The organism is Vibrio sp. zbq_1 (genome assembly GCF_043102935.1).
Classification (GTDB): domain Bacteria; phylum Pseudomonadota; class Gammaproteobacteria; order Enterobacterales; family Vibrionaceae; genus Vibrio; species Vibrio parahaemolyticus.
The window spans coordinates 1-24,597 of the sequence record NZ_JBICJH010000033.1 but is presented as its reverse complement, the minus strand read 5'-3'; the positions used below and the strand labels follow the sequence as shown (position 1 = coordinate 24,597).

General features: G+C 45.4%; 25 protein-coding genes. 21 read left to right on the top strand and 4 right to left on the bottom strand.

What is annotated here, in order from left to right; all coding sequences use genetic code 11:
• Nucleotides 1-12: 12 nt before the first annotated feature.
• From ACF8CV_RS16400 to rplI, 10 genes are all read left to right on the top strand, one after another.
• The gene (locus ACF8CV_RS16400) at nt 13-1,761 is read left to right on the top strand and encodes a type IV pilus secretin PilQ (RefSeq protein ID WP_025442303.1); all 1,749 of its coding nucleotides are present in this window, start codon (nt 13-15) and stop codon (nt 1,759-1,761) included.
• Between the two features lie 188 nt (nt 1,762-1,949).
• Nucleotides 1,950-2,468 carry a shikimate kinase AroK gene (gene aroK, locus ACF8CV_RS16395; protein WP_005381319.1) on the top strand — a complete coding sequence of 173 codons (519 nt, stop codon included), beginning with the start codon at nt 1,950-1,952 and terminating at the stop codon, nt 2,466-2,468.
• A gap of 31 nt (nt 2,469-2,499) precedes the next feature.
• On the top strand, nt 2,500-3,600 hold the full coding sequence (aroB, locus tag ACF8CV_RS16390; protein ID WP_138937892.1) for a 3-dehydroquinate synthase: 1,101 nt from the start codon (nt 2,500-2,502) through the stop codon (nt 3,598-3,600).
• A 52-nt stretch (nt 3,601-3,652) separates the two neighbouring features.
• Nucleotides 3,653-5,170: an SPOR domain-containing protein gene (locus ACF8CV_RS16385; RefSeq protein ID WP_138937893.1), complete on the top strand. Its 1,518-nt coding sequence runs from the start codon at nt 3,653-3,655 to the stop codon at nt 5,168-5,170.
• 69 nt (nt 5,171-5,239) lie between these two features.
• Nucleotides 5,240-6,079, top strand: coding sequence for a Dam family site-specific DNA-(adenine-N6)-methyltransferase (locus ACF8CV_RS16380; protein WP_005486862.1), 840 nt, complete (start codon nt 5,240-5,242; stop codon nt 6,077-6,079).
• A 101-nt stretch (nt 6,080-6,180) separates the two neighbouring features.
• Nucleotides 6,181-6,852 (top strand): ribulose-phosphate 3-epimerase, encoded by a 672-nt coding sequence (gene rpe / locus ACF8CV_RS16375; RefSeq protein WP_005496581.1) that lies wholly within the window; start codon nt 6,181-6,183, stop codon nt 6,850-6,852.
• A gap of 243 nt (nt 6,853-7,095) precedes the next feature.
• On the top strand, nt 7,096-7,485 hold the full coding sequence (rpsF, locus tag ACF8CV_RS16370; protein WP_005381299.1) for a 30S ribosomal protein S6: 390 nt from the start codon (nt 7,096-7,098) through the stop codon (nt 7,483-7,485).
• Nucleotides 7,486-7,493: 8 nt separating this feature from the next.
• Entirely contained in the window at nt 7,494-7,796 is a 303-nt protein-coding gene (gene priB, locus ACF8CV_RS16365; protein ID WP_005467185.1) for a primosomal replication protein N, read from the top strand.
• A gap of 16 nt (nt 7,797-7,812) precedes the next feature.
• Nucleotides 7,813-8,040 carry a 30S ribosomal protein S18 gene (gene rpsR / locus ACF8CV_RS16360; protein ID WP_000090472.1) on the top strand — a complete coding sequence of 76 codons (228 nt, stop codon included), beginning with the start codon at nt 7,813-7,815 and terminating at the stop codon, nt 8,038-8,040.
• Nucleotides 8,041-8,073: 33 nt separating this feature from the next.
• Complete coding sequence (rplI, locus tag ACF8CV_RS16355) at nt 8,074-8,526, top strand: 50S ribosomal protein L9 (protein ID WP_005480442.1); 453 nt, start codon at nt 8,074-8,076, stop codon at nt 8,524-8,526.
• Between the two features lie 83 nt (nt 8,527-8,609).
• Here the strand turns inward: rplI and ACF8CV_RS16350 are convergent, their stop codons facing one another.
• Nucleotides 8,610-9,374, bottom strand: a complete 765-nt coding sequence (locus ACF8CV_RS16350; protein ID WP_005455861.1) for a DUF481 domain-containing protein — start codon at nt 9,372-9,374, stop codon at nt 8,610-8,612.
• Between the two features lie 311 nt (nt 9,375-9,685).
• On the opposite strand from ACF8CV_RS16350, the gene ACF8CV_RS16345 reads away from it, so the two are divergent.
• From ACF8CV_RS16345 to ACF8CV_RS16335, 3 genes are read left to right on the top strand one after another with little or no spacing between them, the layout of a single operon-like run.
• Nucleotides 9,686-11,086 carry a replicative DNA helicase gene (locus ACF8CV_RS16345; RefSeq protein ID WP_005455859.1) on the top strand — a complete coding sequence of 467 codons (1,401 nt, stop codon included), beginning with the start codon at nt 9,686-9,688 and terminating at the stop codon, nt 11,084-11,086.
• 13 nt (nt 11,087-11,099) lie between these two features.
• Nucleotides 11,100-12,176 carry an alanine racemase gene (gene alr / locus ACF8CV_RS16340; protein WP_005496583.1) on the top strand — a complete coding sequence of 359 codons (1,077 nt, stop codon included), beginning with the start codon at nt 11,100-11,102 and terminating at the stop codon, nt 12,174-12,176.
• Between the two features lie 3 nt (nt 12,177-12,179).
• On the top strand, nt 12,180-13,376 hold the full coding sequence (locus tag ACF8CV_RS16335; protein WP_025500007.1) for a BamA/TamA family outer membrane protein: 1,197 nt from the start codon (nt 12,180-12,182) through the stop codon (nt 13,374-13,376).
• Nucleotides 13,377-13,429: 53 nt separating this feature from the next.
• Here the strand turns inward: ACF8CV_RS16335 and ACF8CV_RS16330 are convergent, their stop codons facing one another.
• Entirely contained in the window at nt 13,430-13,849 is a 420-nt protein-coding gene (locus ACF8CV_RS16330) for a secondary thiamine-phosphate synthase enzyme YjbQ (protein ID WP_005496585.1), read from the bottom strand.
• A 306-nt stretch (nt 13,850-14,155) separates the two neighbouring features.
• Between ACF8CV_RS16330 and pgi the strand changes: the two genes are divergently transcribed.
• Entirely contained in the window at nt 14,156-15,808 is a 1,653-nt protein-coding gene (pgi, locus tag ACF8CV_RS16325) for a glucose-6-phosphate isomerase (protein ID WP_005455828.1), read from the top strand.
• 103 nt (nt 15,809-15,911) lie between these two features.
• Here the strand turns inward: pgi and ACF8CV_RS16320 are convergent, their stop codons facing one another.
• Complete coding sequence (locus tag ACF8CV_RS16320; RefSeq protein ID WP_005381269.1) at nt 15,912-16,373, bottom strand: chemotaxis protein CheX; 462 nt, start codon at nt 16,371-16,373, stop codon at nt 15,912-15,914.
• Between the two features lie 9 nt (nt 16,374-16,382).
• The gene (zur, locus tag ACF8CV_RS16315; protein ID WP_005381268.1) at nt 16,383-16,847 is read right to left on the bottom strand and encodes a zinc uptake transcriptional repressor Zur; all 465 of its coding nucleotides are present in this window, start codon (nt 16,845-16,847) and stop codon (nt 16,383-16,385) included.
• Nucleotides 16,848-17,140: 293 nt separating this feature from the next.
• Here zur and dusA point away from each other — a divergent pair, with 293 nt between their 5' ends.
• From dusA to ACF8CV_RS16280, 7 genes are all read left to right on the top strand, one after another.
• On the top strand, nt 17,141-18,121 hold the full coding sequence (dusA, locus tag ACF8CV_RS16310) for a tRNA dihydrouridine(20/20a) synthase DusA (RefSeq protein WP_138937894.1): 981 nt from the start codon (nt 17,141-17,143) through the stop codon (nt 18,119-18,121).
• Nucleotides 18,122-18,284: 163 nt separating this feature from the next.
• On the top strand, nt 18,285-18,500 hold the full coding sequence (gene pspG / locus ACF8CV_RS16305) for an envelope stress response protein PspG (RefSeq protein WP_005496590.1): 216 nt from the start codon (nt 18,285-18,287) through the stop codon (nt 18,498-18,500).
• A gap of 101 nt (nt 18,501-18,601) precedes the next feature.
• Nucleotides 18,602-19,261 (top strand): TIGR04219 family outer membrane beta-barrel protein, encoded by a 660-nt coding sequence (locus ACF8CV_RS16300; protein WP_005455819.1) that lies wholly within the window; start codon nt 18,602-18,604, stop codon nt 19,259-19,261.
• Between the two features lie 151 nt (nt 19,262-19,412).
• Nucleotides 19,413-19,643, top strand: coding sequence for a hypothetical protein (locus tag ACF8CV_RS16295; protein WP_005455817.1), 231 nt, complete (start codon nt 19,413-19,415; stop codon nt 19,641-19,643).
• Between the two features lie 117 nt (nt 19,644-19,760).
• On the top strand, nt 19,761-21,632 hold the full coding sequence (locus ACF8CV_RS16290; RefSeq protein WP_031411330.1) for an assimilatory sulfite reductase (NADPH) flavoprotein subunit: 1,872 nt from the start codon (nt 19,761-19,763) through the stop codon (nt 21,630-21,632).
• Nucleotides 21,632-23,368, top strand: coding sequence for an assimilatory sulfite reductase (NADPH) hemoprotein subunit (gene cysI, locus ACF8CV_RS16285; RefSeq protein ID WP_138938659.1), 1,737 nt, complete (start codon nt 21,632-21,634; stop codon nt 23,366-23,368). Before ACF8CV_RS16290 ends, cysI begins: the two co-directional genes overlap by 1 nt.
• Nucleotides 23,361-24,140, top strand: coding sequence for a phosphoadenylyl-sulfate reductase (locus ACF8CV_RS16280; RefSeq protein ID WP_005477371.1), 780 nt, complete (start codon nt 23,361-23,363; stop codon nt 24,138-24,140). Before cysI ends, ACF8CV_RS16280 begins: the two co-directional genes overlap by 8 nt.
• The last annotated feature ends 457 nt before the right edge of the window (nt 24,141-24,597 follow it).

The following is a 24,597-nucleotide window of genomic DNA, read 5'->3' as shown; positions in this document are numbered from 1 at the left end:
TGATATTGAGTAATGAAAATGAGACAAGGATTAACACGTACACCAAGGATGCTTACTGGGCTCTTCTCCTTATGGTTGTTTTTACTTCTGGCCCCTTTAGCAGCAGCAGAAGATGTACAGTCTAATGCGCTCAAGAGCATCGACTTTCGCACTAACAAAAGCAAAGATGCCGTGATTGTGGTGGAGCTTGCATCCCCGGCGGCTATTGTTGATGTTAAACGTGTTCAAGAAGGATTAAGCATTGATTTAATGAACACGTCGGTAAAAGATGAACAGCTTTACCTTCTCGACGTGAAAGATTTCGCGACGGTGGTGGAAAGTGTGGAAGTGTTCCGCGATACCTCCACCACACGATTAGTTGCGTATATCGATGAAGAATACACGCATGACTATCGTTTGACGGGGCGTTATCTTGAAATCACTGTCAGCAAGCTTAAACCAAATGAAAAAGTGCCAGACAAGAGCATCTTAGAAAAAGAAGGCAAGCTGATCTCGATTAACTTCCAAGACATTCCTGTGCGTAACGTTTTGCAGCTGATTGCAGATTACAACCAGTTTAACTTGGTGGTTTCGGACTCTGTCGAAGGCAACCTTACACTGCGTCTTGATGGTGTGCCGTGGCAGCAAGTGCTCGACATCATCTTGCAAGTGAAAGGGTTAGATAAGCGTGTTGATGGCAACGTGATTTTGGTCGCTCCAACCGATGAGCTGGATTTGCGCGAGAAGCAGCAGTTAGAAAAACAAAAGCTGACGGAAGAAATGGGTGAACTTTCATCAGAAATCATTAAAGTCAATTTTGCTAAAGCTTCGGATATTGCAGAGATGATTAATGGTGAAGGCAACATTAGCATGTTGTCAGAGCGTGGCAGTATGACCATTGATGAGCGAACCAATTCGCTATTAATCAGAGAATTGCCAGAGAACATCGCCGTTATTCGCGAAATCATTGAATCGCTCGATATCCCAGTAAAACAAGTACAAATTGAAGCCCGAATTGTCACCATCAATGAGGGGAACATGGATGAGTTAGGTATTCGTTGGGGCTTCACATCTATTAATGGTAATAACACCGTTGGTGGCTCTATTGAGAACAACCTTGCGACAATCGGCTTGTACGAAGGTGGTAGTGACGGCGAAGGTGAAGAGGGTGGTGATGGTGTTGGTATCGATGATTTCCTTAATGTGAACTTAGCTGCAACTAATAAAAGTGCTGCAAGCATTGCGTTCCAAGTGGCAAAGTTAGGTTCTGATACATTATTGGACTTAGAGCTGTCTGCATTACAGCAAGAATCAAAAGCAGAAATCATTTCGAGCCCACGATTGATCACGACCAATAAGAAGCCTGCGTACATTGAACAAGGTACCGAAATTCCTTATCTAGAATCTTCATCGAGTGGTGCAACGTCAGTGGCCTTTAAAAAAGCGGTGTTGAGCTTGAAGGTGACACCGCAGATCACACCTGACAATCGTTTAGTGTTGGATCTGAGTGTGACCCAAGACCGACCTGGTAAGGTAGTGAAAACGGGCACAGGAGAGGCAATGGCAATTGATACGCAGCGCATTGGCACCCAAGTTCTGGTTAATAATGGTGAGACGGTTGTGCTCGGTGGTATTTTCCAGCACAGCATTACTAACTCAGTGGATAAAGTGCCATTGTTGGGCGATCTTCCGCTATTAGGCGCACTTTTCCGCCGAAGTTACGAAAACGTTGGTAAAAGTGAGTTGCTAATTTTCGTTACGCCTAAGGTCGTTATTCAGTAGTGGCTATCAAGTAAATAGGCGATTAGATCAAAAATAAAGTTGCATTAGTGGCACCATGCTTGGATAATTTCGGGTCTTATCACGAATTATCTGTGAGGAACTGGTGCCACAAGCCTTGTAGAACAGCGGTTTAGCTGTGTTTTCTTGTGGCGATCTTATTGAATCAATGTTGTAAATTACTGCTAAACATGGCTGAGAAACGTAATATTTTCCTTGTTGGCCCAATGGGCGCCGGCAAAAGTACAATTGGTAGACATCTAGCACAGCAACTGCATATGGAGTTTGTTGACTCCGATACAGTGATTGAAGAACGCACTGGTGCAGACATCTCTTGGGTTTTTGATGTAGAAGGTGAAGAAGGCTTCCGTAAGCGTGAAGAAGCGGTACTTGAAGATCTGACTCAAGAACAAGGCATCGTGCTGGCAACTGGCGGCGGCTCTGTGAAAAGCAAAGAGAACCGTAACCGTCTTTCTGCTCGCGGTGTAGTTGTTTACCTAGAAACGACAATTGAAAAGCAACTTGCACGTACTAACCGTGACAAGAAGCGTCCTCTACTTCAAACGGACAACCCTCGTGAAGTATTGGAGCAATTAGCTGAAGAACGTAACCCGTTATACGAAGAAGTAGCGGATTACACTGTTCGCACTGACGATCAAAGTGCAAAAGTGGTAGCCAACCAGATCGTAAAAATGCTAGAAGAGAGATAAGTACTTATCTTCTTTTAATTGGAGCACACCGATGGAACGGATTACGGTCAATCTAGCAGAGCGTAGCTACCCAATCTCTATAGGCGCCGGGTTGTTTGAGGACCCGGCGTACCTTTCTCAAGTTCTCTCAAACAAAAATACCAATCAAAAAGTCGTTGTGATCAGTAATGTCACAGTGGCACCTTTGTATGCCGATAAAATCCTTCATCAACTAAAACAACTTGGTTGTGATGCTTCGTTACTTGAGTTGCCTGATGGCGAGCAGTACAAAAACCTGGATGTGTTTAACCAAGTCATGAATTTCCTGCTAGAGGGAAGTTATGCTCGTGATGTGGTCATTATCGCCCTCGGTGGTGGTGTAATCGGAGATCTCGTCGGTTTTGCTTCAGCCTGTTATCAGCGAGGTGTGGACTTTATCCAAATTCCAACGACGTTGTTGTCCCAAGTGGATTCTTCCGTTGGCGGCAAAACAGCAGTCAATCATCCGCTAGGTAAAAACATGATTGGTGCATTTTACCAACCGAAAGCGGTGATCATCGATACCAACTGTTTATCGACGCTACCTGAGCGTGAATTTGCTGCTGGTATAGCTGAAGTGATCAAATACGGCATTATTTATGATGGTGCATTCTTTGATTGGCTGGAAGAAAATTTAGACCGTTTATACACGTTGGATGAAGATGCGCTTACCTATGCCATTGCACGTTGCTGCCAAATTAAAGCTGAAGTGGTTGCACAAGACGAAAAAGAGTCTGGAATTCGTGCGTTGCTCAATTTGGGTCACACTTTCGGTCATGCGATAGAAGCTGAATTAGGCTACGGCAATTGGTTACATGGTGAGGCGGTGTCTTCTGGTACGGTGATGGCGGCCAAAACGTCACTTCTGCGTGGACTGATTTCTGAAGAGCAGTTTGAGCGTATTGTGGCATTGTTGCGCAGAGCGAAATTGCCAGTCCATACACCCGACAGCATGAGTTTTGATGACTTTATCAAGCATATGATGCGTGATAAAAAAGTGCTGTCAGGTCAATTGCGCTTAGTTCTACCAACCGGAATTGGCAGTGCGGAAGTGATAGCCGATACTTCACAAGAAGTGATTCAGCTGGCTATTGATTTCGGTCGCAATATTTAACCTTGTAATGACGCCATCTGGCGTCATTCTTGTTGTTTAAGAAGGTTATTAGATGAGTTTTGCTCACGTTCTGGAATTAGATTCTCAAACCGAGTTATTAGATAGATTGGAGTTGTTGACCAACTTTGGATCCAACCTTATTGCGATCAATGGCCCTGATGGGTATGGAAAATCTTGGCTGGCGCAACGATACCTTGAGCTGGGTGCGAGTAACAAAAATCAATGTTTGTTACTTTGTCATGCGACCCAAGATGACGTGCAGCGTCGCATCCTCATCTTGAGTCAGCTGGTTTCCGATGCATTGTTTAATCAACAAGAGCCTTTACTCGACAGTCTAGAGCGTATTCTCGAAGGTGAGCCTTGCGATATTGCGATTGTTATTGATGATGCTCATTTACTTAGTGAAACGCTCGTTTCGGAGTTATGGACGTTAGTCTTAGAGGCACATGAAAAGCCGAACTGGACGATCAACGTGTTGCTTTTTACTCAGTCTGGGCGTTTGGAGTCGGTCTTGTCTCGATTGAGTTATGGGCAAGAACTTAAGCCAGTTGAACTTGATATCGATATGCTATCCGAAGTGGAAGCGCGTCGTTTCTTCGAATCACTAGTGGTTAGGTATGTCGATGACGATGCGGAGAAACGTGTTCGAGATGCATTTAAGAAAGTCGACCCGATTCCGGGTGACATCATGGCATTAGGAGAGATGAAAGTGGAAAAAAGGATCATTATCCGTTCAATTGTCGGATCGCCACTCAACATCGCATTAGTGGTTTTGGTGCTACTGTTGCTGGCCGCTGGAGGCTATTGGTGGATGTTTAATCAGCCAAGCCCAGATGACAAAGCGCAGCAGATCACGGGAAGCATCGAGCAAACTGCCATTCCGACACTCACTGAGCCGACTCTTTCGCCATCAGAATCTAATTTAACCTCAGTGACTGACGACTTGCCAAATGACGGCGATTTATCCGATGCGACTGACGATTCCAACTCATTGCCACCAACGGTGACAGAAGAAGTAGCAAGCGTCGGAAATGATGACACCCAGCAGCGTGTGGTGATTGAATCTGACGTGGTTGATGCTCTGTTAGAAGGTAAGCCTGAGCAAGCGAATACAGACAATATTAAAGCGTTAGTAGAAGGGGCTGAACCTCAAGCGAAAACCCAGTCAGAGACAAACTCTTCTTTGATTAAAGTGGTGAAGCCAAGCGATGCCGCATCAGAAGAGGTTGCGAAAACAGAGACGACCTCAAGTAAACCTATCGTCAAATTCTCGTTTTCACGTGAAGAGTTAAAAGCGTTATCTCCAAGAGCGTACACCTTGCAGTTAGCAGCCATGACATCAATGGAAGATGTGCAAGCTTTTCTTGATGAGCATCAGCTGAATAACAAGGTACGCATTTATCCGACGGTTCGCAGTAGAACGGAATGGTACATCGTGACTTACCAAGATTATCCGACAATTCAAATGGCTCGAGACGCGGTAGAGAAGCTGCCAGATTCACTTAAGTCGGTGAGCCCATGGGCAAAATCGCTAGGCCAAGTTCATCGAGAAATTGATCGCGTGAAATAATCCTGAGCTTCGCTGAAAAATATGTTACATTCCGCAGCCTTAATTTTTGGTCGATAGATAGAGCAGTAGATGAAAAAGCAGCGAGCCTTTCTTAAATGGGCAGGAGGAAAATACGGACTGGTTGAAGACATCCAACGTCATTTGCCACCGGCTCGAAAGCTGGTTGAACCTTTTGTTGGTGCTGGCTCGGTTTTTCTTAATACCGACTATGACCACTATCTGTTGGCGGACATCAATCCCGACCTGATTAATCTCTACAACCTGCTTAAAGAGCGTCCTGAGGAATATATCTCAGAAGCGAAGCGCTGGTTTGTCGCCGAAAACAATCGCAAAGAAGCGTACTTAAGCATTCGTGCTGAGTTTAATAAAACCGATGACGTAATGTATCGCTCACTTGCATTCCTTTACATGAACCGCTTTGGTTTTAATGGTTTATGCCGCTACAACAAAAAAGGTGGCTTCAACGTGCCGTTTGGCTCTTACAAAAAACCTTATTTCCCAGAGGCGGAATTGGAGTTTTTTGCTGAGAAAGCCAAAAAAGCCACGTTTGTGTGCGAAGGTTATCCTGAAACATTTCGTCGTGCGCGCAAGGGCAGCGTTGTGTATTGCGATCCACCTTATGCGCCACTTTCAAACACGGCAAACTTCACTTCATACGCAGGTAATGGTTTCACGTTGGACGACCAAGCGGCATTAGCCGACATGGCAGAAAGAACGGCTACTGAGCGTGGGATTCCGGTGTTGATTTCAAATCATGACACAACACTAACGCGCCGCCTTTACCACGGTGCGGATTTAAGTGTGGTGAAAGTGAAACGCACCATTAGCCGAAACGGTAGTGGTCGTAACAAAGTTGACGAACTGCTCGCCTTGTTCAAAGCGCCGGAATCAGATAGCGCTGCTTCATAATTCTGACACTATTTTCTCTAAATAGTGGATCTCCCCACTGGCTTCGGTAGAATTGCGCGCAAATTGGTTTGCTGTTTTGCTCGTCACTACTGAGGTCAGGTATGAAAGATTTTCTTATTGCTCCATCCATTTTATCAGCTGATTTTGCACGTCTAGGTGAAGACGTAGAAAAAGTACTCGCAGCGGGTGCGGATGTGGTGCATTTCGATGTTATGGATAACCACTATGTACCAAACCTGACTTTTGGTGCTCCTGTGTGTAAAGCGCTACGCGATTACGGCATCACTGCGCCAATCGACGTTCATCTAATGGTGAAACCGGTAGATCGCATCATCCCTGATTTTGCAAAAGCTGGCGCATCGATGATCACTTTCCACGTTGAGGCCTCTGATCACGTAGACCGTACTCTTCAGCTTATCAAAGAACACGGCTGTAAAGCGGGTGTGGTATTAAACCCAGCAACACCACTTGCGCATCTTGAGTTCATCATGGACAAAGTTGACCTGATTCTACTGATGTCGGTAAACCCAGGCTTTGGTGGCCAGTCATTCATTCCTCACACGCTAGATAAACTTCGCGCTGTTCGTAAGATGATCGATGAGTCTGGTCGCGATATCCGTCTGGAAATTGATGGTGGTGTGAAAGTCGACAACATTCGTGAAATTGCTGAAGCAGGTGCGGACATGTTTGTGGCGGGTTCTGCGATTTTTAGTCAGCCAGATTACAAACAAGTGATCGACCAAATGCGCACTGAGCTTGCTCAAGTAGAATAAGTGCTAAAAATAAGCGTTATAACGCTCTGATTTTAAAGGCTGCCACTTTGCTGGCAGCCTTTGTCGTTTCTGGCACGAGCCAAACAAAAATATCCCGCGCGCTGCGCAAATAATCACTTGCCTATTTTGCGGCCTTTCTGTACTATTCGTGCTCCTTAAACTCAGTCAATTTTCTTTAGTTCCTTGCTTCCTCTGGACGACTGAGCCATTTGTGGAAGCTGAATAATCCGTAAGGAGCAACCCATGCGTCATTACGAAATCGTATTCATGGTGCACCCAGATCAAAGCGAGCAAGTTGCTGGCATGATCGAGCGTTACACTGGTTCTATCACTGAAGCTGGCGGTAAAATCCACCGTCTAGAAGACTGGGGCCGCCGTCAACTGGCTTACCCAATCAACAAGCTTCACAAAGCTCACTACGTTCTAATGAACGTTGAAGCTGACCAAGCTGTAATCGATGAGCTAGAAACTGCTTTCCGTTTCAACGATGCAGTTCTACGTAACATGATCATGCGTACTAAAGCAGCGATCACTGAGCAATCTATCATGCTTAAGCAAAAAGAAGAGCGTGCTCCACGTCGTGAAGAGCGTTCTGAAGCTAAGCCTGAAGCTAAATCAGAAGCTGCTGAGTAAGTTTTGTTATGACCAACCGAATGGAGCTGAGCGGCACCATTGCCAAACCGCCCATTCGTAGTAAAAGCCCTGGTGGCATTGAACACTGTCGGTTTTGGTTAGAGCATCGCTCTACTGTTATCGAAGCTGATTTACCGAGACAAGTTTATTGTCGTATGCCGGTAGTCGTCAGCGGGCTTAGGTCACAAGCAATTACTCAGAATTTAGTACAAGGCAGTAACATTAAGGTAAGTGGTTTTGTCGCTTATCAGACCGGCCGAAATGGCGTTGGGAAATTAGTGTTACATGCCGACAATATTACTCAAATTTAAGATCAGGAGATAGCCCATGGCTCGTTTCTTCCGTCGTCGTAAATTCTGCCGTTTCACTGCAGAAGGCGTACAAGAGATTGATTACAAAGACGTAGCAACTCTTAAAAACTACATCACTGAAGCTGGTAAAATCGTACCTAGCCGTATCACTGGTACAAGCGCTAAGTACCAGCGTCAACTAGCACGTGCTATCAAGCGTTCACGCTACCTAGCTCTACTACCGTACACTGACAAGCATCAGTAATCGGTTCCGTTTATTAAGAAAGAGGATTAAGCAATGCAAGTTATTCTACTTGATAAAATCGGTAACCTAGGTGGTCTTGGCGATACAGTAAACGTTAAATCTGGCTACGCTCGTAACTTCCTTATCCCTCAGGGTAAAGCAGTTATGGCTACTAAAGGCAACGTTGAAATGTTCGAAGCACGTCGTGCTGAACTAGAAGCTAAAGTTGCTGAGCAACTAGCTGCTGCAGAAGCTCGCGCTGAGAAAGTTAACGCTCTAGAAGCAGTTGTTATCGCTTCTAAAGCTGGTGACGAAGGCAAACTATTCGGTTCAATCGGTACTCGTGACATCGCTGAAGCTATCACAGCTGCAGGCGTTGAAGTTGCTAAGAGCGAAGTTCGCCTTCCTGAAGGTGCTCTACGTACAACTGGTGAGTTCGAGATCAGCGTTCAACTTCACTCTGAAGTTTTCGCTACTGCGAAAGTACAGGTTGTTGCTGCTGAGTAATTCAGTATCAAGACGAAATACTAAAAAGCACCTCTTCGGAGGTGCTTTTTTTTTATCTGAAATTGAGTGATAAAAATTGGAGGTTAAAACGCGAAAAGCAAATTGACGGAGAACACACTGTCGGCTTTGCTTAATCCCTCTGGCACTTTATCGTGGTATTGACGCGAGTGAGCCAGTTTCAGGGCAATGTCTTCGGTAATGTCATTAGTGACACTGAGTTCGCTATCCACTCGCGTATTACTTTTACCCGTAACAAGCGTGATATCAGCGGCAAAGCTCAAGTTATCCAGAGCATGCCACGTGGTATTGAGGTTGCCACGGAAAATGCCTTCACGAACGATGTTAGGGAAGACGATATCGTCATCATCAATCTCATCCAAGTTCGGCTCCTGATAACGAAAACCAGGGCCAATCTCAGCTTCTAAGATAAAGTTTTCGGTGTAGGAAAACTGATAACCCAGACCGCCTGATAAGGTGTAATCTTTGAAATAGGCGCTATAGCGCGAATCAACGCCTTTAAAGCTTCCATACAAGTAGGTTTTTGGTCCTAACTTGTAGTCACTTTGAACAGAATATGTCGATGAACGTTTGTCTTCTTCGCCGTCTTTGTACAGGTTGTAGTACTTCCATTCACCGTTTGAACGGTGCCTGCCAGACGTATATTCAGCACTCAAACGAGCATTCAGGGAACGAGAGTCCGTGTTACCTGTGTGAGCTTGATAGCCAAACTCTACCTCAGTTTGTAGAGGGTTGGGCACATCAATATTTTGCTCTGGCTGTACTGATTCTTCAGCGTACGATGCAGTCGTGCACAGTAAGCTCAAGCCAAGTAACCAGTATCGGGACACATCAACCTCGAACGTAATTAAAAAGGAGGGGCATGATACTGATACAGATATTTTGTTGGGTCAATGGTAGGTTAAATTTTATTAGAGCTGAATGGAATTCCCACTTATTGCTAAGGCGACACCTGCATCAAATCTTCCGCTTCAATCGTTTTATCTAAGGGTTATATGTTTTGATGAGAGGGGGGAATTTAAAACGTTTAGGCTAGCTATAGGCATGTTGATTTCTTAACAAGTAATTGTCGCTTCGGGGAAGCATCTTAGTTAACTTTAAGGTTATAATCGTGGGTCATTAGTAGTTATCGAGCAAAGTCATGGCGGAAAACAGAAATCGCAAACCTTCAGATAGTCAGGTCGACGCAATCAAAGTGCCACCTCACTCACTAGAAGCAGAGCAATCAGTGATTGGTGGTCTCTTACTGGACAATGAACGTTGGGATACCGTTGCTGAGCGAGTTGTCGCCAGTGATTTCTATAGCCGTCCGCACCGTCTTATTTTTGAAGGTGTGAAAACCATTCTTGAGTCGGGCAAACCGCTTGACCTTATCACTCTGTCTGAGCACCTAGAGCGACACGAGCAACTAGAAGATGTGGGTGGTTTTGCTTACCTTGCTGACTTAGCGAAAAACACGCCCAGTGCTGCCAACATTAATGCCTACGCAGATATCGTGGCTGAACGTGCGATCGTCCGTGGTTTGATTGGTGTTGCGAACGAAATTGCGGACGCGGGTTACGATCCTCAAGGTCGCAGTTCTGAAGATTTGATAGACATGGCGGAGAGTAAAGTTTTTGCTATCGCCGAGTCTCGCACCAGTGAAAATGAAGGTCCACAAAACGTCGACAACATCCTAGAAAAGACGCTAGAACGTATCGAACTGCTGTACAAAACGCCGCAAGATGGCGTGACAGGTGTCGATACTGGTTTTACTGACCTCAACAAAAAGACCGCGGGTCTCCAAGGTTCTGACTTAGTTATCGTGGCAGCGCGTCCATCGATGGGTAAAACCACCTTTGCGATGAACTTGTGTGAAAACGCGGCAATGCAGCAAGACAAACCCGTTTTGATCTTCTCGCTAGAGATGCCGGCGGAACAGTTGATGATGCGTATGTTGGCATCCTTGTCTCGCGTAGACCAAACCAAGATCCGTACGGGTCAGTTGGATGATGAAGACTGGGCACGTATTTCTTCTACCATGGGTATCCTGATGCAGAAGAAAAATATGTACATCGATGACAGTTCAGGCTTAACGCCAACCGAAGTGCGTTCACGTGCCCGTCGTGTTGCTCGTGAGCACGGAGGTCTGTCAATGATCATGGTCGACTACCTTCAGTTGATGCGCGTACCTTCGCTAACCGATAACCGTACTCTTGAGATTGCCGAGATTTCTCGCTCGCTTAAAGCACTGGCGAAAGAGTTGAACGTGCCTGTCGTTGCACTATCGCAGCTAAACCGTTCCCTAGAGCAACGAGCGGATAAACGACCTGTTAACTCGGACTTGCGTGAATCGGGTTCCATCGAGCAGGATGCCGACTTGATCATGTTCATCTACCGTGATGAGGTCTATCACCCAGATAGCCCATACAAAGGCACGGCGGAAATAATTATCGGTAAACAACGTAACGGTCCTATTGGCTCGGTGCGTTTAACATTCCAAGGACAACACTCGCGCTTTGATAATTACGCGGGTCCAGCATTCGATATTGATGATGAGTAATGCTATGAGCTACATGAAAGCCGCAAAAGCATGCATTGACTTGTCTGCGTTGCAGCACAACTTGCAGCGTGTGAAAGCGCAAGCACCAGAAAGTAAAGTGATGGCGGTAGTGAAAGCCAACGGTTATGGCCATGGTCTACGTCATGTGGCGAAACATGCTAATCATGCCGATGCCTTTGGTGTGGCTCGCATTGAAGAAGCGTTGCAACTGCGCGCTTGTGGCGTGGTAAAGCCAATTCTCTTACTCGAAGGTTTTTATTCGCCGGGCGATCTGCCTGTGTTAGTGACGAACAACATCCAAACCGTGGTGCACTGTGAAGAGCAACTTATCGCGTTGGAGCAGGCGGATTTAGAAACGCCAGTGGTCGTTTGGTTGAAGATCGACAGTGGTATGCATCGTTTGGGCGTTCGCCCGGAGCAGTATGATGAGTTCATTTCTCGCTTAAAAACGTGCCCGAATGTGGCGAAGCCATTGCGATACATGAGTCATTTTGGTTGTGCGGATGAGCTTGATAGTAGCATCACGCCGCAACAAATTGAGCTGTTTATGTCATTAACCTCGGGCTGTCAGGGCGAGCGCTCGCTAGCGGCATCTGCGGGTTTATTAGCATGGCCTCAAAGCCAATTAGAGTGGGTTCGTCCGGGCATTATTATGTACGGCGTATCACCATTTAGCGACAAAACGGCTCAAGATTTGGGTTACCAACCAGTGATGACGTTGAAGTCTCATCTTATTGCTGTTCGTGAAGTCAAGAAAGGTGAAAGCGTGGGGTACGGTGGTATCTGGACAAGTGAACGCGACACAAAAGTCGGTGTTATCGCAGTGGGCTATGGCGATGGCTACCCAAGAAGTGCACCCAATGGTACACCGGTGTGGGTGAATGGGCGTACAGTACCGATTGCGGGTCGAGTATCAATGGATATGCTGACGGTAGATTTAGGTCCTGATGCTACAGATAAGGTCAGTGACGAAGCGATTCTTTGGGGTAAAGAATTACCTGTCGAAGAGGTTGCGAATCACATTGGTACGATAGCTTATGAGTTGGTGACCAAATTGACGCCTCGCGTCGAAATGGAATATACCAAGTAATCCATGAATAAACGAATCACCTCAATGCTGGCACTTTCTGCCAGCATTTTTTTGTCTTCTCCGGCGCTAAGTTCAGAGAAAGACTCAGCCTTTGTCCCGTTCTATTTCAGTACCGATACGTTGGGCAGTACCGTTGGAGTCGCAGGGGTTGCTAAAGGGGTTGGTCAGCCTCAAGCTGCACTATTTGGTATGGGGCTGTATTCGGAGAAAGACAGCTATATTGGTTTCCTCTCTGCATTTAATTATGCGCTCTCTCCCAATGTGCTGTTCAGTACTCAGATGTACCAAGCTCGTTTTAATGACAGTCCCTATTACTTAGGTGAGCAAGGCGATAACAACTCGTCGTTTGAATCTCAGACGATCACAAACAGTGATGAGCAAAAGTATAAGTTCGAATTCAAATACCTGTTGCCGTGGGGCGCGGTGAAAGATCATGGTTTGAAAGGCGCGTTTCTACCCAGCCGCGACGTTCGCAATGCATCGCCTTTGGCGTCGGGCGTTAGCTCTATCCTGCTGACGCCTTTTTATTCTTCACGAGCGTTGGATGTATACAATGATAAGAAAGAGCAAGCTTACGGTTTTACATTGGGTTTTGATTGGGACAACCGCGATAGCGCACGTAACACGACCCGAGGCTCGCATACCTCTTTGAATTTGACGACGGGCGCAGAAAGTTGGCAATCAGAGGAGCTGTGGCTAAAGTGGGAATTCCAAAATAGCCAATATTACTCGCTGGGGCCTCTTGGTGATTGGTTTGATCAACAAGTGCTGGCCTTGGATTTTTATACAGCCGACACTCCAACTTGGAATCAATGTGATGGTGTTGTTTGTAGTCGTCCGCCAGAGCAAGAACAAGTTCGCTTGGGTGGGTTGTACCGTTTGAGAGGCTATACCGCGGGTCGTTACCATGGACGCTCTGCGATTCACTATTCTGCCGAATATCGGGTATTACCAGACTGGCAGCCTCTGGACGACATTCCCATTATCAATTACTACGATATGCCTTGGTGGCAATGGGTTGCGTTTGTTGAGGTGGGGCGAGTTGCCGATGAATACGATTTAAAAACACTCCATGAAGACATGAAATGGAGCGTCGGTGGCGCGGTTCGTTTCCAAGTTGAAGGTGTTGTGGTTCGCGCTGAAGTTGCCAAGGGTGCAGACGAAGGGACGTTCCGGGTGATGATCAATCAACCCTTCTAAGCAAGATGACAAAAACAAAGGCTAATCTTACGGTTAGCCTTTTTTTACCTCTCTTACTCGCCATTGATGGTTGCAATGATGCGTCGGCTGCCGCCAAAGTCTCGGTGCTCACCCAAGTAAATACCTTGCCATGTTCCTAATGCTAATCGACCATTTTGGATTGGTATCGTCACACTACTGCCAAGCAGCGATGCTTTAATGTGTGCTGGCATGTCGTCATCACCTTCATAGGTGTGCTGATAATAAGGAGCTCTCTCCGGCACGAACTTGTTGAAATGCGCTTCCATGTCCATGCGCACAGTTGGGTCTGCATTCTCATTTAAGGTCAGACTGGCGGAGGTATGCTGAATAAATAGATGTAACAAACCTACTGAAAGCTCGTGTATTTGCGGTAATTGTTGTTCAATTTCATCAGTAATTAGATGAAAACCGCGACTTCTCGCCTTTAATTGCAGTGTTTTTTGTGCCCACATACGTGTTCCTTTGGAAATTTATAAATTGGCGTCTATCCTATTCCAATTAGAGCCTGTCATAAGTAAATGATATGATTCTTGCCACCATAAATGAATTGTTCAAATTCAGGGCAGGGAACGTGACCTAACTCAATGTGAGTGTAAAAGCACTCGGTCATAATTGGCGCCTGAAAAAAAATTACAAAGACTTGTTTTGTGGCAATTCGCCCAAACATCTAATTAATATTCTATTTGCTAAATCGGGGATTCCACAGTTTTCGCTAGACTGTAAGGAATGGAACCTACTGTAACATCGGGATAAAGACCATGTTGAAAAATATCAATCCAACGCAAACACAAGCTTGGAAAGCGCTAACGGCGCATTTCGAATCTGCACAAGATATGGATCTTAAAGAGTTATTTGCTCAAGACGCAGCGCGTTTCGACAAATACTCTGCACGTTTCGGCTCAGACATCCTAGTCGATTACTCAAAGAACCTCATCAATGAGGAAACTCTGAAGCACCTGTTCGCTCTTGCGAACGAGACTGAGCTGAAATCTGCAATTGAAGCGATGTTCAGTGGCGAAGCGATCAACCAAACAGAAGGTCGCGCTGTTCTTCACACTGCACTACGTAACCGCACGAACACTCCAGTAATGGTAGACGGCGAAGACGTAATGCCAGCAGTGAACGCGGTTCTAGAAAAAATGAAATCATTCACTGACCGCGTTATCGGCGGTGAGTGGAAAGGTTACACTGGTAAAGCAATTACAGATATCGTGAACATCGGTATCGGTGGTTCTGACCTTGGCCCTTACATGGTGACGGAAGCACTAGCACCGTACAAAAATCATCTAAATCTTCACTTCGTATCTAACGTTGATGGTACTCACATCGTTGAAACGTTGAAGAAAGTTAACCCAGAAACGACGTTATTCTTGATCGCGTCTAAGACGTTCACAACGCAAGAAACCATGACTAACGCGCACACAGCACGTGATTGGTTCTTAGAGTCAGCAGGCGATCAAGCTCACGTGGCTAAGCACTTTGCTGCGCTTTCAACGAATGCGACAGCCGTGTCTGAATTTGGTATCGATACAGCGAACATGTTCGAATTCTGGGACTGGGTTGGTGGTCGTTACTCACTATGGTCTGCGATCGGTCTGTCTATCGCATTGGCGGTAGGCTACGACAACTTCGTTGAGCTGCTTGATGGCGCTCACGAGATGGACAAGCACTTTGTATCAACAGATCTAGAAAGCAACATCCCAGTGATCCTTGCGCTTATCGGTATTTGGTACAACAACTTCCACGGTGCGGAATCAGAAGCTATTCTGCCTTACGATCAGTACATGCACCGTTTCGCGGCGTACTTCCAGCAAGGCAACATGGAATCAAACGGTAAATACGTTGACCGTGAAGGCAATGCTGTGACTTACCAAACAGGCCCAATCATTTGGGGTGAACCAGGTACCAACGGTCAGCACGCTTTCTATCAGCTCATTCACCAAGGTACGAAGCTGATCCCATGTGACTTCATTGCACCTGCAATCAGCCACAACCCTGCGGGTGACCACCACCAAAAACTGATGTCGAATTTCTTTGCGCAAACTGAAGCACTAGCGTTTGGTAAGAGTGAAGAAACGGTGAAAGAAGAGTTGGTGAAAGCAGGTAAGAACGCTGAAGAAGTGGCAGCGATTGCGCCATTCAAAGTGTTTGAAGGTAACCGTCCAACAAACTCTATCCTAGTGAAGCAAATTACGCCTCGTACGCTAGGTAACTTGATTGCGATGTACGAACACAAAATCTTCGTACAAGGTGTTATCTGGAATATCTTCAGCTTTGACCAATGGGGCGTAGAGCTAGGTAAACAACTGGCTAACCAAATCCTACCTGAGCTTGCAGATGCGTCTCAAATCAACTCGCACGACAGCTCAACAAACGGTCTAATCAACGCATTTAAAGCGTTCAAAGCTTAGTGAATGTTCGAATAGAAAAAGAAAAGGTCAGCAAATGCTGACCTTTTTATTGCCTGAGGCAGAAACAAAATAGGTTGGCACTGGCCAACCTATTTTTTCTCTTTTATTCGAAGCAGATTTCGATAAAGGCATTTCCCCACTGGGAAGAGAAAGGCATGATGATGATTGAGCCTTCACACTTGTGGCGAATCGTATGGCCTCGGCCAGATACCACAACGGGTGTTGCCATATCAAAATCAAAACCGCTTTCAGCCAAAATGCGCTTCGCACCACCAGTAACCATGTTGGTGATCTCACCCACCATATCGGTCACTTCTTCGTTGAGTCCGTTTGGACGCTCACCAAGCATGTTCTGCATGATTTCTAGCGCTAACGCTTCATCAAAGGTAATTGACATTGAACCACGTGTTTGTGGGCCAACCATGCCAATCAAACCAGAAACGTCACCTCGTGCGATCTCATCCTTCTTGATTCGCGGTTTTTGTGGCTTCAGCTCAAGAGAAGCCATGGTTTTTAGCACGTTCATTAAAGAAGCTAAAAACGGGTTTACAAATTCAGCGCGCATAACGTTCTTCTATACTTTTTCTTTCGTCTCGGAGGAACAGGCCTGGCATTCACCATGAGTTTCAATAACTTGGTTGGTCAGTTTGAATCCATGCTTCTCGGCGTTTTCAGCTAACAAGGATATCAGTGTCTCATCTTCGAGTTCAACGACATCACCACATTTATCGCAAATTAGTAATTGGAAAAAGTGCTGTTGAGTATTGAAAGAACAACAAGTAATAAAGCTATTTGTCGATTCCACTCGGTGGATAAAACCTTGCTCTAAGAGAAAATCTAACGCTCGATAAACAGTTGGAGGCTTGGCCTGAGGCTCACTCTCTTTTAGTTGCTCCAATAGCTCATACGCACTTGAGGCGCGGCGATTAGAACAAATGAGTTCAAACACGCGTCGGCGTTGCGGAGTCAATCTTACTCCACGCTCTGCGCAGATACTTTCAATTTGTTCAATGATTGTTGGGTTCAAACCTTTCACCATAACTATCGGACGTGCTCTATGATAAATCATTTCTATACGAAGTTCGTTTAGAAATGCTTCATTTTACCCACTATCAGAACGAAAATCATGAATTAAAGCAAGTCGCACAGGGTCTGAAGCCGGAATAGCCATCACAGAACGAGATAACCGTGCCGGAATCGTCCCTTGTTCACTTTTCTTTGATTGATGGACAAGGCTCGCATCCGCTGGACACTGGGTATACAATACCCGACTTATTTTTTGAGCGTACTGCTGCGCTCGACCTTAGCAACATAAAAACGGGTGTTTAAATCATGACTCATTCTTGCAGGCTCTCCGTAGCACCAATGTTGGATTGGACCGATCGTCATTGTCGCTACTTCCATCGCTTAATGACCAAAGAAACCCTGCTGTACACTGAAATGGTGACGACAGGTGCGATCATTCATGGAAAAGGAGATTTCCTCGCTTACAACGAAGAGGAGCATCCGTTAGCCCTTCAGTTGGGTGGTTCAAACCCAGAAGATTTGGCCAAGTGTGCCAAGTTGGCGCAAGAACGTGGCTACGATGAAATCAACCTAAATGTGGGGTGTCCATCTGATCGTGTGCAAAACGGTCGCTTTGGTGCTTGCCTGATGGCGGAGCCGCGATTGGTCGCGGACTGTGTCGCTGCAATGAAAGAGGTGGTTGATGTTCCTGTTACGGTTAAAACACGTATCGGCATTGACGATCAAGATTCTTATGAGTTCCTAACGGACTTCGTATCGATCGTCTCTGAGAAAGGCGGCTGTGAGCAGTTCACTATTCACGCGCGTAAAGCGTGGCTAAGTGGTCTGAGCCCGAAAGAAAACCGCGAGATTCCGCCGCTGGACTACCCACGTGCTTACCAATTGAAGCAAGATTTTTCTCACTTAACTATTGCTATTAATGGTGGTGTGAAATCTCTGGAAGAAGCAAAAGTGCACCTCCAACACCTAGATGGTGTGATGATTGGCCGTGAAGCTTACCAAAGCCCTTACTTGCTTGCCTCGGTAGATCAAGAGCTGTTTGGTTCTAATGCCCCAGTGAAGAAGCGCAGTGAAATTGTTGAAGAGATGTACCCATACATTGAAGCGCAGCTTGCGAAAGGTGCGTATCTTGGTCATATCACGCGTCATATGTTGGGCTTGTTCCAAAATATGACGGGTGCTCGCCAATGGCGTCGTCACATCAGTGAAAATGCGCACAAGCCAGGTTCTGGCCTAGAAGTGCTGCAGGATGCGTTAGCGAAGATTCCAAAAGAGCTGAATGTGTAAAATTCACCAGTGGTTGGCTAAAAATACCAACTTACGGACAGCGAAGCCAGAGCGCAGAAATGCCTCTGGCTTTATTTTTATTTAGAAATCATAACCTTAATTTGTTTTGGATAAGTTGGTATGGAAACTGCTCTAGTCGTTTAAAACAAATGGAGAAGTGATTATGTTGGAGCTGATCTTTATTTTAGTATTTGCCGCGACCTTGTTAGTAACAGGCATCACGATGATGACAGTGTTCGCAGCAACAGGTATTGCGTTGGTTGTGATGTTCTTACTTGGCATGATCGGCGCGGTACTCAAACTATTACCATGGCTGATAGTCATCGCATTGGGTATTTGGTTCTTTAAAAACTTCGTTGCCCAACCGCGTTATAAATAGTTGGGTATAGACGATTTAGTTGATAGCGAGGCGTGAGAGTATGGTATATTTCCCCTCACGCCCTCATTGTTGAATATCAGCTATCTCGGAGTACACATTCCATGACAAATAAAGCGACCATCGCTTTAACAGCATTATCATTAGCCGCATCTCTTCCTACATTCGCAGAATCTTCTTTTTCCGCAAAAGTGGGGGCAGAAGTATGGGGTGCAGATACAAAAGTTAATGAAGTAAGAAGAGATAGCAGTACAACGGGTACTTTTTACGCTGCCATTGAGCACGATGTGAAATACGTACCGAATGCACGTCTACGTTACTCAAGTGTTGATGCCGATTACATGGGCTTTGATAAACTCGATTTAACCATGTACTACCAAGTGCTAGACCATGATCTATTGCATTTTGATGCGGGTGTTACATTCAGCAATCTAAGCGATACGAAATACATTGATGCAGGTACAAATAAGCGTACTGAAGAGTTTGATGAGCTTATCTGGGCTTGGTACGGCTACGCAGAGATCCAAGTGCCTAATACGAACTTTGATGTGATTGGTGAGATGAACTTTGGTGACAACAAAGGCATCAAGAGCACGGACTTAATGGCTGGCATTCAATACCATGTGCCACTACAAGACGCTCAGTTGGCTTTCCGTGGTGGATACCGCGTGATCGATTTAGAGTCGGAAGTGTTTCTCTCAAGCTTAGGTAAAGAGTTTATCTTCGCAAATGGCTTCTTTGTTAGCGCGGAATACTCATTTTAATTCGATTCCTTTCTTCAGTTTTAAAAACGCCACGATATAAGTGGCGTTTTTTTATACCACTTCATTATATCTATTCGAATTTCTCTCCCTATTTTGTTCAGGTAGACCATGCTTATTTAGGAGCAATGGGAAAGTTAGAGCAGGGATAGCGATGACAATAAATGAACTAAGACATCTATTTCGTGAAAACCAGCTTGTTGAAGCCATTATTGAGCCAGCAATCCAAGAAGGTGGATGGGTTGTTGAGTTTAGGCATGCGCGAGGTGGTTTCGTGTTTCTGACCGACAGTCACGGTGAAGAATGTTTGTATGAAGATTTAGATGCCGCCTCAAAATCAGCCATGGCGGTGGGCTTTCAACAAGTCCGCATCGAAGATCGCTGAGCAAAAAGTAAGCCGTCCTTACTTCCAAAAAGTTATAAAACATTCACTTCTATTCTTTCTTGTTATTAAGGAGAGTGGGTACTCTATCGTCACGCAATGAATAGGGATGTCGTGATAATGTCTTTTCAAAAGAATGAGTATTCTCACAAGAATGTGTCTGAAGATAATAATGGGCAAGGCGGAAATCCTCCGATCGCAAGCCCTCTGAATGACCAACAATTTAATTCACTCCAACAAACTGTCTCTGAGCTGTCTTCGCAGCAACTTGCTTGGGTCAGTGGGTACTTTTGGGGTTTAGCTCAACATCAACCAAGTGCGGCGGCAACACCAATCGCCCAAGCAGCTGCCGCAGTATCAGCAAAGCCTGCCGGTAAGTTGACCATCATTTTTGCTTCTCAAACCGGTAACGCAAAAGGTGTTGCTGAAGCGTTGGAACAAGAAGCAAAAGCAGAAGGAATTGCAGTAGAGTTGTTTGACGCAAGCGACTACAAAGGCAAAAACTTAGCCAAAGAAACGCACGTCATCATTGTTGCTTCTACCAACGGAGAAGGTGAAGCGCCAGACAATGCCATTGAGTTGCACGAGTTCTTACAATCTAAGAAAGCACCTAAGCTATCAAACCTTCAATATGGTGTGATTGCATTGGGTGATTCTAGTTATGAGTTCTTCTGCCAAACTGGTAAAGACTTTGACACGTATTTAGCAAAACTGGGCGCGACGTCTTTTATTGACCGTATTGACTGCGATGTTGATTACGAAGCGGCAGCGGAAGAATGGCGCAAGAATGCGCTAGGTAAAGTTAAAGAGACACTATCTTCTGGCAATGAAGCGGAAATTGTTCAACTTCCTGTAGGACAAGCGGCAGCTTCACATTCTCAGTACAACAAACAAAATCCATACACAGCGACGTTACTCACCAGCCAAAAGATCACGGGTCGAGACTCGGGTAAAGATGTTCGCCATATTGAAATCGATCTAGATGGTTCGGGTCTGACATACCAACCAGGTGATGCTTTGGGTGTGTGGTACGAAAACAGCTCTGAGCTTGCTAATGACATTCTAGGTAAAGTTGGCTTGTCTGGTGTTGAAACAGTTGACGTTGATGGCGAAAGCTTATCTATTCACAGTGCTTTAGTGAGTAAGTTCGAGATCACGACATCTAACCCACAGCTAGTGGCTAAGTTTGCCGAGTTATCTGGCAGCAAGAAACTACAAAAGCTGGTGGAAGATAAAGACAAGCTTCGTGAGTACTCTGCCAACACTCAAATTGTTGATGTATTCGCAGAGAAGAAAACCAAACTGACCGCGGATGAGTTGGTTGGTTTATTGCGCCGTTTGACGCCTCGTCTTTACTCTATTGCTTCTAGCCAAGCTGAAGTGGATGAAGAAGTACACCTTACCGTCGGATTGGTTGAATATGACCACAATGATGAAAAACGTTACGGTGGCGCATCGAGCTTCTTGGCTCAACGTCTAGAAGAAGGCGGTGACGTAAAAGTATTTGTTGAGCACAACAATAACTTCAAACTGCCAGAAGATGATAATACACCGATCATCATGGTTGGGCCGGGCACTGGTATTGCGCCATTCCGCAGCTTTATTCAAGAGCGTGAAAACCGCGATGCTGAAGGTAAAAACTGGTTGTTCTTTGGTGATCGCACGTTCACACAAGATTTCTTGTACCAAGTTGAATGGCAAAAATACCTTAAGTCGGGAGTGTTAAGCCGCTTAGATGTTGCTTTCAGTCGTGACCAAGTAGAAAAAGTTTATGTACAGCACCGCATTTTAGAAAATGCCGCGCAAGTATGGCAGTGGATTCAAGATGGCGCTTACATCTATGTATGTGGTGATGCGACTCGTATGGCGAAAGATGTCCATGACGCATTGGTCATTGTTGCGGAGCAAGAAGGCAAGATGCCGCGTGACGATGCAGAACAATTTATTAATGATTTACGTAAAGCGAAACGTTATCAGAGGGATGTGTACTAATGACTTTTTCTACTGAAAATAACAAGCAGATTGTATTAGGCGAAGAGCTAGGGCCACTATCTGATAACGAACGTCTAAAAAAACAAAGCAATTTATTACGTGGAACCATCGCCGAAGATTTACAAGACCGAATCACTGGCGGCTTTACAGCGGATAACTTCCAGCTTATTCGTTTCCACGGTATGTATCAGCAAGACGATCGCGATATCCGTAACGAGCGTACCAAGCAAAAGCTTGAACCTCTTCATAACGTGATGCTTCGTGCTCGTATGCCTGGCGGTATTATTACGCCAACACAATGGCTGGCGATCGACAAGTTTGCTACAGAACACTCGTTATATGGAAGTATTCGCCTGACGACGCGTCAAACGTTTCAGTTCCATGGCGTATTAAAACCAAATATCAAGTTGATGCACCAAACGCTCAACAGCATCGGTATTGATTCAATCGCGACAGCAGGAGACGTTAACCGTAACGTACTGTGTACCACGAACCCGGTAGAGTCTGAATTGCATCAAGAAGCTTACGAGTGGGCGAAGAAGATCAGTGAACACCTTCTACCTAAAACTCGCGCGTATGCTGAAATTTGGTTAGACGGAGAAAAAGTCGAATCGACTGAAGAAGATGAGCCGATCCTGGGCAAAACTTACTTACCACGTAAGTTCAAAACAACCGTAGTCATTCCTCCACAAAATGATGTGGATGTCCACGCGAATGATTTGAACTTCGTTGCGATTGCCGATAACGGCAAATTGGTTGGCTTTAATGTGCTAGTGGGTGGTGGTTTGGCGATGACGCATGGCGATACGTCGACTTACCCACGTCGAGCTGATGACTTTGGTTTCATTCCTCTAGAAAAAACCTTAGATGTCGCGGCTGCAGTTGTGACAACTCAGCGTGACTGGGGTAACCGTTCAAACCGTAAAAACGCCAAAACCAAATACACACTCGACCGCGTCGGTACAGACGTCTTTAAAGCAGAAGTAGAAAAACGTGCGGGCATTCAGTTTGAAGCTAGCCGCCCGTATGAGTTCACTGAACGTGGTGACCGTATTGGTTGGGTAGAAGGTATCGATGGTAAATTCCACTTGGCGTTATTTATCGAGAATGGTCGATTGCTGGATTATCCGGGGAAGCCGCTGAAAACGGGCGTCGCTGAAATCGCGAAGATCCACAAAGGCGACTTCCGTATGACCGCCAACCAAAACCTAATTGTTGCGGGTGTACCTAAAAGCGAAAAAGCGAAGATTGAAAAGATCGCTCGTGAACATGGCTTAATGGATGGCAACGTCAGCGAGCAACGTAAAAACTCAATGGCGTGCGTGGCATTCCCAACTTGTCCTCTAGCGATGGCAGAAGCTGAACGCTTCCTCCCTCAGTTTGTCACGGATGTTGAAGGCATTCTGGAAAAACACGGATTGCCAGAAAATGACAATATCATTCTGCGCGTGACGGGGTGCCCAAATGGTTGTGGCCGTGCGATGTTGGCTGAAATTGGTCTGGTAGGTAAAGCGCCGGGTCGTTACAACTTACATTTGGGGGGGAATCGTGCTGGTACACGTGTACCTAAAATGTATAAAGAGAACATCACGGATAAACAAATCCTAGAAGAGATTGATCTGCTGGTGGCTCGATGGTCGAAAGAGCGTGAGGAAGGCGAAGCCTTTGGCGATTTCACCATTCGTGCAGGCATCATTCAAGAAGTGTTCGTATCAAAGAGGGACTTCTATGCTTGATTCTGTGGCTTCCAAACCGGAGCTGGCGGAGTTACTGACATTAACAAAGACGGAGCAAATTCTCCGTCTTGCACAAATCAATGTCGAACTTGAACCGCTGTCGGCACAAGAGCGAGTAAAGTGGGCTTTGGAAAATCTGGATGGAGAGTTTGCGGTATCCTCAAGCTTTGGTATCCAAGCCGCTGTCATGCTTCATCTTGTGACTCAAGAAAAACCTGATATCCCAATTATTCTTACGGATACCGGATATCTGTTTGCAGAAACGTACCGCTTTATTGATGAGTTGACAGAAAAACTCAACCTTAATCTAAAAGTTTATCGAGCGGAGCAAAGTGCTCAATGGCAAGAAGCACGTTATGGCAAATTATGGGAGCAGGGCGTTGAAGGGATCGAGAAGTACAACAAAATAAATAAAGTCGAACCAATGCGTCGTGCATTGAAAGAACTTAATGTTGGAACATGGTTTTCAGGTTTACGTAGAGAGCAAAGTAAATCACGAGCGGGTTTACCGATACTGTCGATTCAAAATGGCGTGTTTAAGTTTCTGCCCGTAATCGATTGGACTAATAAAGATGTTCACTACTACCTCGAGCAACATGGTCTTACCTATCACCCACTTTGGGAAGAAGGTTACTTGTCTGTTGGGGATACACATACGACACGTAAATGGGAGCCAGGAATGTCAGAGGAAGAGACTCGCTTCTTTGGTTTAAAGCGTGAATGTGGACTTCATGAAGATGATGGTAATGAACAAGATGGTTCAGGTATCTAGTTACAGATATATCTATCTATAGAAGAAAGCTGCGATCATGCAGCTTTCTTTATTTATAGGCATAAGTAATGGGATTAAAAATACACATTTTAGGATAACTCTGTGGATAAGTTGTTTGATAGTTTTGGGTAAAGTTGGATAAATAAAGCTTTGGGCGAAAAGTCGTCGTTTAATCATTATTTTTTGCAATTTTTGCAAAATAACACTTGCCAATGTGAGCGCGATCTCTATAATGCCACCTCGTCGACAGGGCAAGGGCTCGCAAGGGTTTCAGCAAGGTTGGCAAGGCTAGAAAGAAAAACGAAATAATTTTAAAAAAGTGTTTGACACAATAAATTATCTCGCTAGAATGGCCGCCTCTTCCGAAGTGATGTGAATCACAAAGAAGAATAGCTCTTTAACAATATAGACCTATCAATCTGTGTGGGCACTCGTTGATGATAATCCAATTAGATAC